Annotated in this window: 9 protein-coding genes; 4 read left to right on the top strand and 5 right to left on the bottom strand. The window is 72.9% G+C overall.

The window, feature by feature from the left end; all coding sequences use genetic code 11:
• Entirely contained in the window at positions 1 to 2,313 is a 2,313-nt protein-coding gene (locus ACGFT1_RS23080) for an FdhF/YdeP family oxidoreductase (protein ID WP_373910836.1), read from the bottom strand.
• 144 nt (positions 2,314 to 2,457) lie between these two features.
• Here ACGFT1_RS23080 and polA point away from each other — a divergent pair, with 144 nt between their 5' ends.
• Positions 2,458 to 5,184, top strand: coding sequence for a DNA polymerase I (gene polA, locus ACGFT1_RS23085; protein WP_373910837.1), 2,727 nt, complete (start codon positions 2,458 to 2,460; stop codon positions 5,182 to 5,184).
• A 210-nt stretch (positions 5,185 to 5,394) separates the two neighbouring features.
• Positions 5,395 to 5,775 (top strand): hypothetical protein, encoded by a 381-nt coding sequence (locus ACGFT1_RS23090; protein ID WP_373910838.1) that lies wholly within the window; start codon positions 5,395 to 5,397, stop codon positions 5,773 to 5,775.
• On the opposite strand, the gene ACGFT1_RS23095 is transcribed toward ACGFT1_RS23090, so the two are convergent.
• Positions 5,714 to 6,574, bottom strand: coding sequence for a DUF4184 family protein (locus ACGFT1_RS23095; protein ID WP_373910839.1), 861 nt, complete (start codon positions 6,572 to 6,574; stop codon positions 5,714 to 5,716). The genes ACGFT1_RS23090 and ACGFT1_RS23095 overlap by 62 nt on opposite strands.
• A gap of 317 nt (positions 6,575 to 6,891) precedes the next feature.
• On the opposite strand from ACGFT1_RS23095, the gene ACGFT1_RS23100 reads away from it, so the two are divergent.
• A complete protein-coding gene (locus ACGFT1_RS23100; RefSeq protein ID WP_373910840.1) occupies positions 6,892 to 8,721 on the top strand; it encodes a lytic transglycosylase domain-containing protein in 1,830 nt (609 codons plus the stop codon).
• A gap of 161 nt (positions 8,722 to 8,882) precedes the next feature.
• On the opposite strand, the gene hrpB is transcribed toward ACGFT1_RS23100, so the two are convergent.
• Complete coding sequence (gene hrpB, locus ACGFT1_RS23105; protein WP_373910841.1) at positions 8,883 to 11,411, bottom strand: ATP-dependent helicase HrpB; 2,529 nt, start codon at positions 11,409 to 11,411, stop codon at positions 8,883 to 8,885.
• A 68-nt stretch (positions 11,412 to 11,479) separates the two neighbouring features.
• On the bottom strand, positions 11,480 to 12,361 hold the full coding sequence (locus tag ACGFT1_RS23110) for a class I SAM-dependent methyltransferase (protein ID WP_373910842.1): 882 nt from the start codon (positions 12,359 to 12,361) through the stop codon (positions 11,480 to 11,482).
• 333 nt (positions 12,362 to 12,694) lie between these two features.
• Between ACGFT1_RS23110 and rpsA the strand changes: the two genes are divergently transcribed.
• Positions 12,695 to 14,200 carry a 30S ribosomal protein S1 gene (gene rpsA / locus ACGFT1_RS23115; RefSeq protein ID WP_373910843.1) on the top strand — a complete coding sequence of 502 codons (1,506 nt, stop codon included), beginning with the start codon at positions 12,695 to 12,697 and terminating at the stop codon, positions 14,198 to 14,200.
• 115 nt (positions 14,201 to 14,315) lie between these two features.
• Here the strand turns inward: rpsA and ACGFT1_RS23120 are convergent, their stop codons facing one another.
• Positions 14,316 to 15,275, bottom strand: a complete 960-nt coding sequence (locus ACGFT1_RS23120) for a right-handed parallel beta-helix repeat-containing protein (RefSeq protein WP_373910844.1) — start codon at positions 15,273 to 15,275, stop codon at positions 14,316 to 14,318.
• Positions 15,276 to 15,436: the final 161 nt, after the last annotated feature.

A 15,436-nucleotide genomic window follows, 5' to 3' on the forward strand; every position in this document is an offset into this window, starting at 1 on the left:
TCAGTCGGCCGCCGATTGTTCCAGACGGCTCCCCGCGTCCCCGGTGTGGGCTTCCAGGCGTACGACGACGGACTTGCTGGCGGGGGTGTTGCTGGTGTCGGCGGTGGCGTCCAGCGGCACCAGCACGTTCGTCTCGGGGTAGTACGCCGCCGCGCACCCGCGCGCCGTCGGATACAGCACCACCCGGAAACCGGGCGCCCGCCGCTCCACCCCGTCCCGCCACTCGCTCACCAGGTCGACGTACGCGCCCTCGGCGACCCCGAGCGCCCGCGCGTCCTCGGGACGCACCAGCACCACCCGGCGCCCGCCCGTGATGCCGCGGTAGCGGTCGTCCAGCCCGTAGATCGTGGTGTTGTACTGGTCGTGCGAGCGCAGCGTCTGCAGCAGCAGCCGGCCCTCTGGCAGCGCGGGGTACTCCACCGGCGCCGCCGTGAAGTTCGCCCGGCCCGTGGCGGTCGGGAAACGGCGCTCGTCGCGCGGGGCGTGCGGCAGCGCGAAACCGCCGGGCCGGGCCACGCGCGCGTTGAAGTCCTCGAAACCGGGGATCACGCGTGCGATACGGTCCCGGATCGCCGTGTAGTCCTTCGCGAACTCCTCCCACGGCACGACGCTGCGCCCGCCGAGGACCCGGCGCGCCAGGCCGCAGACGATGGCCGGCTCGGACCGCAGATGCGGGCTCGCGGGCTTCAGGCGGCCGCGTGAGGCGTGCACCATGCCCATCGAGTCCTCGACGGTCACGAACTGCTCACCGCTGTCTCGCACATCACGCTCGGTGCGGCCCAGGGTGGGCAGGATCAGCGCCCGCGCGCCGGTGACCACGTGCGAGCGGTTCAGCTTCGTGGAGACGTGCACGGTCAACCGGGCGCGCCGCATCGCGGCCTCGGTGACCTCGGTGTCGGGGGAGGCCGAGACGAAGTTGCCGCCCATGGCGAAGAAGACCTTGGCCTCCCCGTCGCGCAACGCGCGGATGGCCCGTACGACGTCGAGACCGTGCTCGCGCGGCGGTGCGAACCCGAACTCCTTCTCCAGGGCGTCCAGGAAGGCCGGGGCGGGGCGCTCGAAGATGCCCATGGTGCGGTCACCCTGGACATTGCTGTGCCCGCGCACCGGGCACACGCCCGCGCCCGGGCGGCCGATGTTGCCGCGCAGCAGCAGGAAGTTGACCACCTCGCGGATGGTCGGGACGGAGTGCTTGTGCTGGGTGAGGCCCATGGCCCAGCACACGATGGTCCGCCGCGAGGCGAGGACCATGCCCAGCGCCTGCTCGATCTCCGCGCGGGTGAGCCCGGTCGCCGCGAGCGTCTCGTCCCAGTCGGCGGCACGCGCGGCCTCGGCGAACTCCTCGAACCCGTGCGTGTGTTCGCGTACGAACTCCTCGTCGACCGCGCCGTCCGTCTCCAGGACCAGCTTGTTGAGGAGCCGGAAGAGCGCCTGGTCACCGCCGATGCGGATCTGGAGGAACAGGTCGGTGAGCGCGGCGCCCTTGAGGAGGCCCTGCGGGGTCTGCGGGTTCTTGAACCGCTCCAGGCCCGCCTCCGGCAGCGGATTGACGCTGATGACGCGCGCGCCGTTCGCCTTCGCCCTCTCCAGCGCGGACAGCATGCGCGGATGGTTCGTGCCCGGGTTCTGGCCCGCGACGATGATCAGGTCGGCCTGGTACAGGTCCTCCAGCAGGACGCTGCCCTTGCCGATGCCGATGGTCTCGTTGAGCGCGGACCCCGACGACTCATGGCACATGTTGGAGCAGTCGGGGAGGTTGTTCGTGCCCAGCTCGCGCGCGAAGAGCTGGTACAGGAACGCCGCCTCGTTGCTGGTGCGGCCCGACGTGTAGAAGACGGCCTCGTCCGGGGAGCCGAGGGCGGCGATCTCCTCGGCGATGATGTCGAAGGCGCGGTCCCAGCCGACCGGCTCGTAGTGCGTGCCGCCCTCGGGGAGGTACACGGGGTGCGTGAGCCGGCCCTGCTGGCCCAGCCAGTAGCCGCTGCGGCCGGCGAGGTCCGCGACCGGGTGCGCCGCGAAGAACTCGGGCGTGACCCGGCGCAGCGTGGCCTCCTCGGCCACGGCCTTCGCGCCGTTCTCGCAGAACTCCGCCGCGTGCCGGTGGTCCGGCTCGGGCCAGGCACAGCCCGGGCAGTCGAAGCCGTCCTTCTGGTTCACCCGCAGCAGCGTCAGCGCGGTGCGCCGCACTCCCATCTGCTGCTGGGCGATCCGCAGGGTGTGCCCGATGGCCGGCAGCCCCGCCGCAGCGTGCTTCGGCTCCCCGACCTGCGGCGCGTCCTGAACCGGATCACCCTTGGGCGGCTTCGTCGCCATCGCACGCTCCCCTTCGACTGCGCGTGACAAGTACGCCGACGATCCTCCCACGGCCCACTGACAGCGCCGCCGGGCGGGCCCGCCGGGGGGCGGGGCCGAGGCGCCCGGTCCGGACTGTCGGTGCGGCGTGGCAGGATCGGGGACGTGGCAGAAACAGCATCGAAGCAGACCGACAGCGCCCCCGGCGGCAAGCGCCCCCGGCTGATGCTCATGGACGGGCATTCGCTGGCCTACCGCGCGTTCTTCGCGCTGCCCGCGGAGAACTTCACCACCGCGACCGGCCAGCCCACGAACGCGATCTACGGCTTCGCGTCGATGCTGGCGAACACCCTGCGTGACGAGGCGCCCACGCACTTCGCGGTGGCCTTCGACGTCTCGCGCAAGACCTGGCGCTCCGAGCGGTTCACCGAGTACAAGGCGAACCGCTCCAAGACCCCGGACGAGTTCAAGGGGCAGGTGGAGCTGATCGGCGAACTGCTCGACGCGATGCACGCGCAGCGCTTCGCCGTCGAGGGCTTCGAGGCGGACGACATCATCGCCACCCTCGCCACCCAGGCCGAGGCCGAGGGCTTCGAGGTGCTGATCGTCACCGGCGACCGCGACTCCTTCCAGCTGGTCACCGAGCACACGACGGTGCTCTACCCCACGAAGGGCGTCTCGGAGCTGACCCGGTTCACCCCGGAGAAGGTCCTCGAGAAGTACGGCTTGACGCCCGCCCAGTACCCCGACTTCGCCGCCCTGCGCGGCGACCCGTCCGACAACCTCCCCGGCATCCCCGGCGTCGGCGAGAAGACCGCCGCGAAGTGGATCAACCAGTTCGGCTCGTTCGCGGAGCTGGTGGAGCGGGCCGACGAGGTCAGGGGCAAGGCCGGCCAGAACCTCCGCGACCACCTGGAATCGGTCAAGCTCAACCGCGTCCTCACCGAACTGGAGCGCCAGGTCGAGCTGCCCAGGGCGGTCACCGAGCTGGAGCGGGCCCCCTACGACCGCAAGGCCGTCGCGATGGTCCTGGACACCCTGGAGATCCGCAACCCGTCCCTGCGTGAGCGTCTCTTCGCCGTCGACCCCGGCACGGAGGAGGCCGAGGCCGCCCCGGTCGCCGGTGACGGCGTCGAGATCGACGGCAGCATCCTGGGCACGGGCGAACTGGCCCCCTGGCTCGACGGGCACGGCGCGGGCACCCTGGGCGTCGCCACCGTCGCCACCTGGGCGCTGGGCGCCGGCTCGGTCGCCGAGGTCGCCCTCGCCACGGCGGGGGGAGCGGCGGTCTGGTTCGACCCGTCCGAGCTCGACGAGGCCGACGAGAACGCGTTCGCGGCCTGGCTGGCCGACGCCGGCCGCCCCAAGGTGTTCCACAACGTCAAGGGCGCCATGCGCGTCTTCGCCGAGCACGGCTGGAGCGTCGAGGGCGTCCACATGGACACCGCGCTCGCCGCGTACCTGGTCAAGCCGGGCCGCCGCTCCTTCGACCTGGACGCGCTGTCCATGGAGTACCTGCACCGCGAGCTGGCCCCCGCCGCCGCGGCCGACGGCCAGCTGGCCTTCGGCGCGGACGACGGCGCCGAGGCCGAGGCCCTGATGATCCAGGCCCGCGCGGTCCTCGACCTCGGTGAGGCCTTCGAGGGCCGCTTGGCGGAGGTGGGCGCCGCCGACCTGCTCCGCGACATGGAGCTGCCCACGTCCGCGCTGCTCGCCCGCATGGAGCGGCACGGCATCGCGGCGGACCGCGCGCACCTCGAGGCCATGGAGCAGATGTTCGCCGGCGCGGTGCAGCAGGCCGTGAAGGAGGCGCACGCGGCGGCCGGCCACGAGTTCAACCTGGGCTCGCCCAAGCAGCTCCAGGAGGTCCTCTTCGGCGAGCTGGCCCTGCCGAGGACGAAGAAGACCAAGACCGGCTACACCACCGACGCCGACGCCCTGGCCTGGCTCGCCACCCAGACCGACAACGAACTGCCGGTGATCATGCTCCGGCACCGGGAGCAGGCCAAGCTCCGCGTCACCGTCGAGGGTCTGATCAAGACCATCGCGGGCGACGGCCGCATCCACACCACCTTCAACCAGACCGTGGCCGCGACCGGCCGGCTCTCCTCCACCGACCCGAACCTCCAGAACATCCCGGTCCGCACCGACGAGGGCCGGGCGATCCGCCGGGGCTTCGTGGTCGGCGAGGGCTTCGAGTCGCTGATGACCGCCGACTACAGCCAGATCGAGCTGCGGGTGATGGCCCACCTCTCCGAGGACGCGGGCCTGATCGAGGCGTTCACCTCCGGCGAGGACCTGCACACCACGGCCGCCTCCCAGGTGTTCGGCGTCGAGCGCGACGCGGTCGACGCGGAGATGCGGCGCAAGATCAAGGCCATGTCGTACGGCCTGGCCTACGGCCTGTCGGCGTTCGGCCTGTCCCAGCAGCTGAACATCGAGGCGGCCGAGGCCCGGGCCCTGATGGACGCCTACTTCGAGCGCTTCGGCGGGGTCCGGGACTATCTGCGCCGGGCGGTCGACGAGGCCCGGGCCACGGGCTACACGGCGACCCTCTTCGGGCGCCGCCGTTACCTCCCCGACCTCAACAGCGACAACCGCCAGCGCCGCGAGGCGGCCGAACGCATGGCCCTCAACGCGCCCATCCAGGGCACCGCGGCGGACATCGTCAAGTTCGCCATGCTGAAGGTGGACAGCGCCCTGCGGGCAGCCGGCCTCACCTCCCGCATGCTCCTCCAGGTCCACGACGAGATCGTCCTGGAGATCGCCCCCGGGGAACGGGCGGCCGCGGAGGAGATCGTCCGCCGCGAGATGGCGAACGCCGTCCACCTGAGAGCGCCGCTGGACGTCTCGGTGGGCGTGGGCCCGGACTGGGAATCGGCAGCCCACTAGCCCACGACCCGCGGGGCCGGGGGCGCCGCGGCCGACGGGCCGCGGCGCCCCCTCCGGCGCATCCCGGTGCCGGAGCCTCGGCACCACCCCCTCCCACCTGCGCGCGGTGCCGGGAACCGTGCGGCGGGGCAGGTGGTTCGCGCAGGGGCCGTCACTCTCGTGGCCCCCGCCAGAACGCCCACCACCCCCCGCAGCCGCAACACTGCGGGCATGGGTATACGCATGCTTCACCGCCGGACGCCCGAGGCAGGGCCCCGGGACCGGGCGGACACCTTCTCGGCGCAGGCCATGCCCCCCTCGCGGGTCCCGCTCCTCGCGGCCGACGCGAGCACCGCCCGCATCCCGGCCGACTTGGCCGTCACCGTCCGCAGGGTCACCAGGAACCTCCGGCGCCGGCTCGCCGGCCGTACGGCCCGCGTTCCCGACGGGCGCCTGTGGGCCGACCTGGTCCGCGGCTACCTCGCCCTCGCGCTCACCCGGATACCGAGGGCACGCCCCCGGCACACCCTCACCGTCTTCGTGGCGTCCCTCACCGAGCGACCGGCCGCTCCCGGCCCGCACCGGCCGCCTCACCACGAGCCCCGGGAGTAGCGGCCGGACGCCGGAACCTGACCCCGACGGCGTACAGCAGCAGCCCCGGCACCACCCCGGCGCCCACCCCGAAGCACAGGGTGGGCACCAGCTCCCACGGCCGCACCACCGCCCCCTGGTGCTCCCACCAGCCCGCCGCCCGCTGCGCCGCCCCGGCCAGCGCGCAGCCGCCGATCACCGCGAGCGCCCACCACCGGTCCCGCACGGACAGCACGGGCACCCCCGCCGGCACCCCGTCCGGCGCCTGCCGCAGCGCGCGGACCACGAACAGGGCGATCGCCACGGCACCCGCCACGGACGACCCGTACTGAAGCCACGTGAACAGCGGCACGCCCGCCGGACGGTCCCGCCCGATGGCCGGGATCAGCCGCGTCCCCCACCGGTCGTGATGCGTGAACGCGTCCCACACCACGTGGGTGAGCGCGCCGAGCACCGCGGAGCCGTACCACCGGCCCGCCGCAATGACGCCCGGGCGCGCGCGTGGCCCACCGAGGCGCAGCAGGGCGGCCGGCCTTCCCTGCCGGGCCACCGGCAGCAGCGCGAGCAGCGGTTCCCGGGCCAGCAGCCACGACCCCGTGAGCCCCCAGGCGATGAGGACGTCGACGGTGACGACACCCGTGAACGAGTGCGTGAGCGATCCGGACTCCATGCCGCCCGGCAGGATCCCGGCCGCGTAGTAGGGCACGTCGGGCGCGAAGGAGCCGGTGACGAGCACCGTGGGCACCAGCCGGCCCCGGCCGCCCCCGTCCCGGCGGACCGCGGGCAGCACGGCTGCCGCGTGGCTGAGTGTGAACGGCAACGCAACCCCCTGGAGCGGTCGCCGGGCCGGGACACGGCACCGGTGATCGAGTCCGCCCAGTATGCGGGACCGCGGTGCGGGCGCCTTCTCGCCGACGACCACCGGCCGGCCGCTGAAATCGGGCCCGAACGGGTGCCCGCTCACAGCAAGTTGTCGTAGGGTCACGTGCGTCACCGTGCCGGACGCGCGGTCGACCGCACAGCGCACACATGGAAATGCGGAACAGGGGCAACCACAGCACCGGGTCAACCGTCACACCAGAGCGAGGCAGTCAGGCGGAGACGGACGCACGGGCGTCCATGGGAGGGGTTCACTTCATGGCGGCGCATTTCGGCAGGCGACTGCGCAAGGGAGCGGCGAGTACCGCCGTGGCCGCGGCGGCGGTCGCGGCTCTCTCCGCGTCCCAGGCTCCGGGAGCGGCCGGCGAGGAGCACGGCAGACAGACGGCAGCCGGTGCCGCCGCACCCGCGCCGGACACCGACGGCAACGCCACCGGCAACTCGCCGTACTACACGGACCTGCCCCCGCTGAACAGCCCCAGCCCGAGCCCCTCGTCGAGCGCCGGTCCCACCGGCCCCGTGAGCAGGGCCGAGGGCGGCATCCCGGCGACGGTCCTGGACGCGTACAAGAAGGCCGAGGCCGATCTGCGCACCACCAAGCCCGGCTGCAACCTGCCCTGGCAACTGCTCGCCGCCATCGGCAATGTGGAGTCGGGGCAGGCCCGCGGCGGCCAGGTCGACGCCGGCGGCACCACGCTGCGCCGGATCCTCGGCCCGCAGCTCGACGGCAACGGCTTCGCGCTCATCGCGGACACCGACGGCGGCGCGTACGACGGCAACAGCGCGTACGACCAGGCCATCGGTCCCATGCAGTTCATCCCGTCCACCTGGGCCTGGGCCGGCCGCGACGGCAACGGCGACGGCAAGAAGGACCCCAACAACGTCTACGACGCGGCGCTCGCCGCGGGCCACTATCTGTGCCGCAACGGCTGGGACCTGTCCCATGAGGCCGACCTGCACCGGGCGATCCTCAGCTACAACAACTCGCAGGACTACCTCAATCTGGTCCTGAACTGGATGGAGTACTACCGCAAGGGCACCCACTCCATCCCCGACGGCACCGGCGGGGTGCCCGAGCACCGCAGCGACACGGATTCCGGACTCCCCATGTCCCCGCTGCCCACGCACCCCCCGACGACCGAGCCCGCACCGAAGCCCCACCGGCCCGGCAAGCCCGACCGGCCCGGCAAGCCCGGCAAGCCCGGCAAGCCCGGCAAGGACGACGGCAACGGTGGCCACGACAACGGCGGCAACGGCGACGCCGGGCACGAGACGCCCGACCCGAAGCCGCCGACGCCGCCCGTCCCGCCCACGCCCCCGCCGTCCAACACCGACCTGGTGGACCACCTGAAGGACGCGGGCACGGGGAAGCTCACCGCGATGGCCGGCGACGCCTTCACCGAGCGGATCAGCGCCCGCGCCGAGACCAAGGTGGGCAAGTCCGTGGCCAAGGTCAGGCTCCGGTTCACCATCACCGGCGGCACCGATGCCACCTTCACCGGTGGCGAGACCGTGGCCACGGTCGCCACCGACGCCAAGGGCGTCGCGCTGGCCCCGGCGCTCCAGGCCGGCGAGAAGACCGGCGACTTCAAGGTCACCGTGTCCGTCGTGGGCCGCCCGGCCAAGGGCGTCGACTACACCGCCACGGTCACCGAGCGCGCCGCCGACACCCTGACCCGCACCGGCGACACCCCGCTGACCTGCGCCCCGGGCGGCGAGTTCGCCGACCAGGTCCAGGTGAAGGCGACGTACCTGGGCACCGTCGCGGACAAGGTCGCGGCCACCGCCACCCTGGTCAAGTCGGCGGCCGACGCCACGGCGAACGACAAGGGCCCCTACTTCAAGGACGCCGACGGCAAACCCGTACGCACCCTCACCACCCTGAAGACGGACGACAAGGGCCTGCTCACCCTGCCGAAGCTGTACGCGGACGACACCGCGGGCACCTTCCTGCTCCGCATCACCACCACCGGCGGCGCGACCCTCACCGTCGAACTGAAGGTCGCCCCCGCCGAGTCCCCGACCGTCCCGACCCCGACCACGCCGACCCCGACCACGCCGTCCCCGACCGGGTCCGCCTCCTCCTGACCCCGGGGCACGACCGGCAGGGCGCCCTCCCCGCTCCGGCGGGGCGGGGAGGGCGCTGCCGTCACTTCACCCACGCCTTGCCCGCGACGCGTGAACTGATGCGCCGTCGGTACCGGTGCGGCGAGCGCCCCTCGAACGGCTCACCCCGCGCTCGCCTGTGGTCAAGCCCGGTCCGCCCGCGCCTTCGTGTGCCGGGTCGCCCGAGCCGTCGCCGGGTCCTCGGGCCACGGATGCCGGGGATAGCGTCCGCGCAGTTCCGCGCGCACGGCCCGGTACCCGTCCCGCCAGAAGGAGGCGAGGTCGGCCGTGACGGCGGCGGGCCGTCCGGCGGGGGAGAGCAGGTGCACGAGCAGCGGCACCCCCGCCACGGCCGGCGTCTCCTGGAGCCCGAACAGCTCCTGGAGCTTCACCGCGAGCACCGGCCGCTCCGGAGTCCCGTAGTCGATCCGGATTCTGGACCCACTCGGCACGGTGATCCGCTCGGGTGCCAGCTCGTCCAGCCGGGCGGCCTCCCCGCCCGCCCAGGGCAGCAGCCGTGCGAGCGCCTGCCCGGCGTCGATCCGTCCGAGATCCGCCCGCCGCCTGGCCCGGCCCAGCTCCGGTTCCAGCCACTCGTCCACGCGCGCGTGCAGCGCCTCGTCCGACACGTCCGGCCACGGCGCCCCGAGGTGCGTCCGCAGGAACGCCAGCCGCTGCCGCAGCAGCTCCGCCCCGGAGGACCAGCGCAGCAGCCCGAACCCCTCCTGACGGAGCCCGTCCAGGAGGGCGGCGCGTACGAGGGCCGGACGCGCGTCCCGCAGGGGCCGTACGGCCAGCTCGATCGCCCCCAGCCGCGCCACGCGCCGGGTCACGACGTCCCCGTCGGCCCAGCGCACCTCCTCCCGCTCCTCCAGGAGCGTCGCCGCGGCGTCCCGTGCCACGTCCTCCGGTACGGCGGCCCCGAGCCGCACACGCGCGTGCCCCGTTCCGGCGGGCCGGCCTGCGACCGCGACCACGATCCAGGGCGCCCCCCGCAGCGCCGATCCCTCACCCAGCTCGACCCGCGTCCCTGAGGCCATGAGGTACGACCCGCCGTCCAGCCTGGCGACACGCTCGGGGAAGGCCAGCGACGCCACGGTCCCGGCGAGACGGTCGTCGCCGAGGCCCGGTCCGACCCGGACGGCGCCGCCCGGGCCCGCCTTCCCGGCGGGCGGAGCGGAGAACTCCGCCGAGACGGCCCGCAGTCGCCGCGCCTCCGCGGCCCACCGCCCCGCGTAGGCGTCACCCCCGTGCCGGGCCCGCCGCAGAGCAGCGGCGAGATCGTCGCCGTACTCCCTCGGCACCTCCTCGGAGAGCAGGGCGACGACCTCCGCGCCCCCGCCCGAGGTGTCCAGCAGCGCCCGTCCCAGCCGCGGATGCACCCCCAGCCGGCCCAGCCGGACACCCAGCTCCGTGGCCCGCCCCGTGGAGTCCACCGCGCCCACGGCCGTCAGCACCTCCCGCGCCGCGGCCATCGCTCCGCCCGGTGGCGGATCCAGCAGCGCCAGCCCGGAGGCGTCCGGATCGCCCCAGCAGGCCGCCTGAAGGGCGAACGCGGTCAGATCGGCCACCTTGATCTCCGGTGCCGGAAAAGCCGGCAGGCGGCCGTCCTCGGCCTCCGTCCAGCACCGGTACACCGCCCCCGGCGCCTCTCGCCCGGCCCGCCCGGCCCGCTGCCGCCCGGCCGCCCGCGACGCCCGCACGGTCGTGAGCCCGCTCAGCCCGCGCGCGTGGTCCACCCGCGGCTCCCGCGCCAGCCCGGAATCCACCACCACCCGCACCCCGGGCACCGTCAGCGACGACTCCGCCACGGACGTCGCCAGCACCACCCGGCGCCGCTCCCCGGGCGCCAGCACCGCGTCCTGCACCGCGGCCGGCGCCCGCCCGTGCACCTGGAGGACGTCCACCGGGCCCAGGCCTCCCAGCTGTCCGGCCACGCGCGCGATCTCGCCGACGCCGGGCAGGAAGCACAGCACGTCCCCCTCCCGCTCGGCCAGCGCCCGCCGCACCACCGCCGCCACGTGGGCCAGCAGCGCGGGATCGACCCGCATCCCGTGCGGTGGCCGTACCGGACGCGCCGGGGGCGCCCACACCACGTCCACGGGGTGCGCCACGCCCGTCGCCTCGACCACCGGCGCCCCGCCGAGCAGCCGCGCCCACCCCCCGGCGTCGGTGGTCGCCGACGCGGCCACCAGCCGGAGGTCCGGCCGCAGCGCCTGCCGCACGTCCCACAGGAACGCGGCCACCGTGTCGGCGTCCAGATGCCGCTCGTGGCACTCGTCGAGGACGACGGCGTCCGTACCGGCCAGCTCCTGGTCGCGCTGGAGCCGCTGCAACAGCACACCGGTCGTCACGACCTCCACGCGCGTGTGCCGCCCCACGGCCCGCTCACCGCGCACCGTGAAGCCGATGCTGCCGCCCGGCTTCTCGCCGAGCAGCCAGGCCATGCGCCGGGCCGCCGCCCGGGCCGCGATCCGCCGCGGCTCGGCCACCACCACCCGCCGCGCGGGACCGCCGCCGACCAGCCCCGCGAGCACCAGCGGCACCAGGGTCGTCTTCCCCGTGCCGGGCGGCGCCACCAGCACGGCGGCACCGCCGCCCTCCAGGGCGTCGGTCAGGGCGGGCAGGGCGGAGCGCACGGGCAGCGCGTCCAGGGCGTCGTCACGGATCACGCCCCCAGTGTCGTACGACAACCAGGACCCTTCCCACGCGCGCGTGCGCGGCGACGAGCGGACGCCGCCTAGGAGATCCGGTCCCGCTCGCACACGAAGACCGCCGTGCCCGGGATCAGGTTCCCGCGCAGCGGCGACCAGCCGCCCCACTCGGAGGTGTTCCAGGCCGGCCACTCCGGCTCCACCAGGTCCACCAGCCGGAAGCCCGACGCCACGATGTCCCGCACCCGGTCGCCGAGCGTCCTGTGGTGCTCCACGTAGACCGCGCGGCCGTCCTCGTCCTGCTCCACGTAGGGCGTGCGGTCGAAGTAGGAGGAGGCCACCGTCAGGCCCTCGGGGCCCGGCTCGTCCGGGAACGCCCAGCGGATCGGATGGGTCACCGAGAACACGAACCGGCCGCCCGGCCGCAGCACCCGGTGCGCCTCGCGCAGCACCAGCCGCGGGTCGGCCACGAACGGCAGCGCCCCGTACGCGGAGCAGACCAGGTCGAAGGACCCGTCCGCGAAAGGCAGCGCGCCGGCGTCGGCGCAGACCAGCGGGAACGACCCGCCGATCCGCAGGGCGTGCTGCAACTGCCGGTGCGAGAGGTCCAGGGCCACCGGGCGGGCACCCTGCGCGGCCAGCCAGCGCGCGCACTGGGCCGCACCCGCGCCGATCTCCAGTACCGCCTGGCCCTTCAGCTCCTCCGGCGGGCCGAGCAGCTCGGCCTCCACCTCGTCCAGGCCCTCCGGGCCCCACACGAAGCGGTCGTCGCCGAGGAAGGTGCCGTGCTCGGTCTGGTAGTCGTCGGCGTTGCGGTCCCACCAGCCGCGGTTGGCCCGCGCGCTTTCCGTGACGTCCGCGTCACGCCGGGTGGCCTCCGGCTCGAACCCCTCGGAGCCCTCCGGTTCGTACGTCTGAGGCTCTTGGATGATCGGCTCCCTCGTCGTACCCTTCCGTCCAACCCGCACAGGGGCCGTACGGCAGGACTTCCACGGGCACGCGCGGCCCGCTGAGACATTTCTTCTGCCGGGTATGCGGTGATCCGCCCCGGGTGTGCGCCTTCGCGCATTGACCCTGCCCGGCTGCCCCCGTATGCTACAAGTTGCGCTGCGGGCCTGCGCTCCTCAGACGTAGCAGGCTGCGCTCGCATCTGTTGTATGTCCCCTCGGTTGTCGAGGCGCCACCGGGCATCCGGTGCTCAAGTGGCGCTTCCTTGGCTGTCCGGCTTCTTCAGAGCGAAACGGGCTCCCGGCGTAAGCAGTACCTACGACTTCAATGTCCGTACCGGAGCCCTTTCCCACATGACGAGCAGCACCGAGACCACCGCCACCACCCCGCAGGTAGCGGTCAACGACATCGGTAACGAGGAAGCTTTCCTCGCCGCGATCGACGAGACGATCAAGTACTTCAACGACGGCGACATCGTCGACGGCGTCATCGTGAAGGTCGACCGGGACGAGGTCCTGCTCGACATCGGTTACAAGACCGAAGGTGTGATCCCGAGCCGCGAGCTCTCGATCAAGCACGACGTCGACCCCAACGAGGTCGTCGCCGTCGGTGACGAGATCGAGGCCCTTGTTCTCCAGAAGGAGGACAAGGAAGGCCGCCTGATCCTCTCGAAGAAGCGCGCCCAGTACGAGCGTGCCTGGGGCACCATCGAGAAGATCAAGGAAGAGGACGGGATCGTCACCGGTACCGTCATCGAGGTCGTCAAGGGTGGTCTCATCCTCGACATCGGCCTCCGCGGCTTCCTTCCGGCCTCGCTGGTCGAGATGCGCCGTGTCCGCGACCTCCAGCCCTACGTGGGCAAGGAGCTCGAGGCCAAGATCATCGAGCTGGACAAGAACCGCAACAACGTGGTCCTGTCCCGCCGTGCCTGGCTCGAGCAGACCCAGTCCGAGGTCCGCCAGACCTTCCTCACGACCCTCCAGAAGGGTCAGGTCCGCTCCGGCGTGGTCTCCTCGATCGTCAACTTCGGTGCCTTCGTGGACCTGGGTGGCGTCGACGGCCTGGTCCACGTGTCCGAGCTGTCCTGGAAGCACATCGACCACCCCTCCGAGGTTGTCGAGGTCGGCCAGGAGGTCACCGTCGAGGTTCTCGACGTGGACATGGACCGCGAGCGCGTCTCCCTGTCGCTGAAGGCGACCCAGGAAGACCCGTGGCAGCAGTTCGCCCGCACCCACCAGATCGGCCAGGTCGTGCCCGGCAAGGTCACGAAGCTGGTTCCGTTCGGTGCGTTCGTCCGCGTGGACGAGGGCATCGAGGGTCTGGTCCACATCTCCGAGCTGGCCGAGCGCCACGTGGAGATCCCGGAGCAGGTCGTCCAGGTCAACGACGAGATCTTCGTCAAGGTCATCGACATCGACCTCGAGCGTCGTCGCATCAGCCTCTCGCTGAAGCAGGCCAACGAGGCCTTCGGCAGCGACCCGGCCTCGGTCGAGTTCGACCCGACCCTGTACGGCATGGCCGCGTCGTACGACGACCAGGGCAACTACATCTACCCCGAGGGCTTCGACCCCGAGACCAACGACTGGCTCGAGGGCTACGAGACCCAGCGGGAGGCGTGGGAGCACCAGTACGCCGAGGCGCAGTCCCGCTTCGAGCAGCACCAGCAGCAGGTCATCAAGTCCCGCGAGGCCGACGAGGCCGCTGCGGCCGAGGGTGGCGAGGCTGCGGCTCCGGCCGCGTCCGCCGGTGGCGGCGGTGGCGGTTCGTACTCCTCCGAGGGTGCGGACACCTCCGGTGCCCTGGCCTCGGACGAGGCGCTGGCCGCACTGCGCGAGAAGCTGGCCGGCGGCCAGAGCTGATCGCTGCCGCTGAGGCTTAGCCGATAGTCGGCTGAGGGGCCGTACCTTTCGAGGTACGGCCCCTCAGGCGTTCCCCGGGGCGCCGGCTGTTCCCGGGCCGCACCTCCGACTGTGCCTACGGCGTCACCTGGACGTTGGTCAGGCCGTTGCCGCCGGTCACCGTGTTGGTGCTGTAGACGGTCGTCCGGCAGGCGGCGCTGTCGCCGGTGACGTCGATCGCCAGCCGCGTCGCGCCGGTCGCGCCGGTCAGCGTCGACCGGTTGCCCCTGAAGACCGTGCCGCAGCCCCAGCCGGACTGCTGCGTGTGGGTCTGGTAGCCGTCGTTGGTGGTGTCGCTGCCCGTGTTGTCCTGCACGAGGACGTCGTTGCCTTTCACGTCGACCCAGGAGTCGTCGTAGTTAGCGCCCGTGAGGCCGCTGCCGTCGAAGGTGTTGCCGATGATCCGGGCACCCGTCGTGCCCTCCTTGATGTCGACGTTCTCGCCGCCCACGTCCGGGCCGATCGTGTTGCCCACGATCTGGATGCGGTCGCTCCGGTCGGTGAGCGTGTTGGCGGTGCCGACGTACACGCCCTCGCCCATGCCCCGGCCGTCGTTCCCGGTGTCGTAGATCCTCGAGTTCCTGATCACGCCGTCCGTGCTGGAGTCGCGGAAGTGCACGCCCTCCATGTCCAGGCCGTGCACCGTGACGCCGTCCACGACGACACCCCTGGCCGCGTCGATCATGATGCCCTTCTGGCCGCCGGTCACGGTCAGGCCGCTGACCGTCCAGTACGAGGCGCCGTTCAGGTACAGGCCGTAGCCGCCGCCCGCCGTCAGGACGGCCCGCGGCGAGCCGGTGAGGGTGATGCGCGCGGAAGCCGTGGCCGGCGTCGACGCCTTGAAGTTGCCGGTGTAGGTGCCGTCCGCCAGATGGATCGTGTCGCCGGGCCGGGCGGCGCCGAGGGCGGTCTTCAGCTGGGCCGCGGTGGTGACCTCGACGGTGGCGGCCGAGGCCGGGCCGGTGGCGGCGAGAAGCAGTCCGCCGGCCGCGAGGGCGGGGACGAGCAGGGAGACGAGCGACGTGCGTGCGCGCATGAGTGCTCCTGTCGAACGTTCGCCTACGTGAACGACGGACTTCATCATGAATCACTGGTCGTCGTGAAGGTACGGACCAGGTGACAGGTCGTCAAGGGGTCGCGTGCGAGATCGCTGATCAGCGGCGTGTCGCGGGAATTCCCCCGCTCCGGGGCGCGTTG

The sequence above is a fragment of the Streptomyces sp. Y20 genome, from assembly GCF_043195475.1.
Classification (GTDB): domain Bacteria; phylum Actinomycetota; class Actinomycetes; order Streptomycetales; family Streptomycetaceae; genus Streptomyces.

Bases quoted from the DNA above. Each gene is read 5' to 3' on its own strand.
- ACGFT1_RS23090 (WP_373910838.1), top strand. From the start codon at position 5,395: ATGGGTATACGCATGCTTCACCGCCGGACGCCCGAGGCAGGGCCCCGG.
- ACGFT1_RS23120 (WP_373910844.1), bottom strand. From the start codon at position 15,275: ATGCGCGCACGCACGTCGCTCGTCTCCCTGCTCGTCCCCGCCCTCGCG.
- ACGFT1_RS23100 (WP_373910840.1), top strand. From the start codon at position 6,892: ATGGCGGCGCATTTCGGCAGGCGACTGCGCAAGGGAGCGGCGAGTACC.
- rpsA (WP_373910843.1), top strand. From the start codon at position 12,695: ATGACGAGCAGCACCGAGACCACCGCCACCACCCCGCAGGTAGCGGTC.
- ACGFT1_RS23080 (WP_373910836.1), bottom strand. From the start codon at position 2,313: ATGGCGACGAAGCCGCCCAAGGGTGATCCGGTTCAGGACGCGCCGCAG.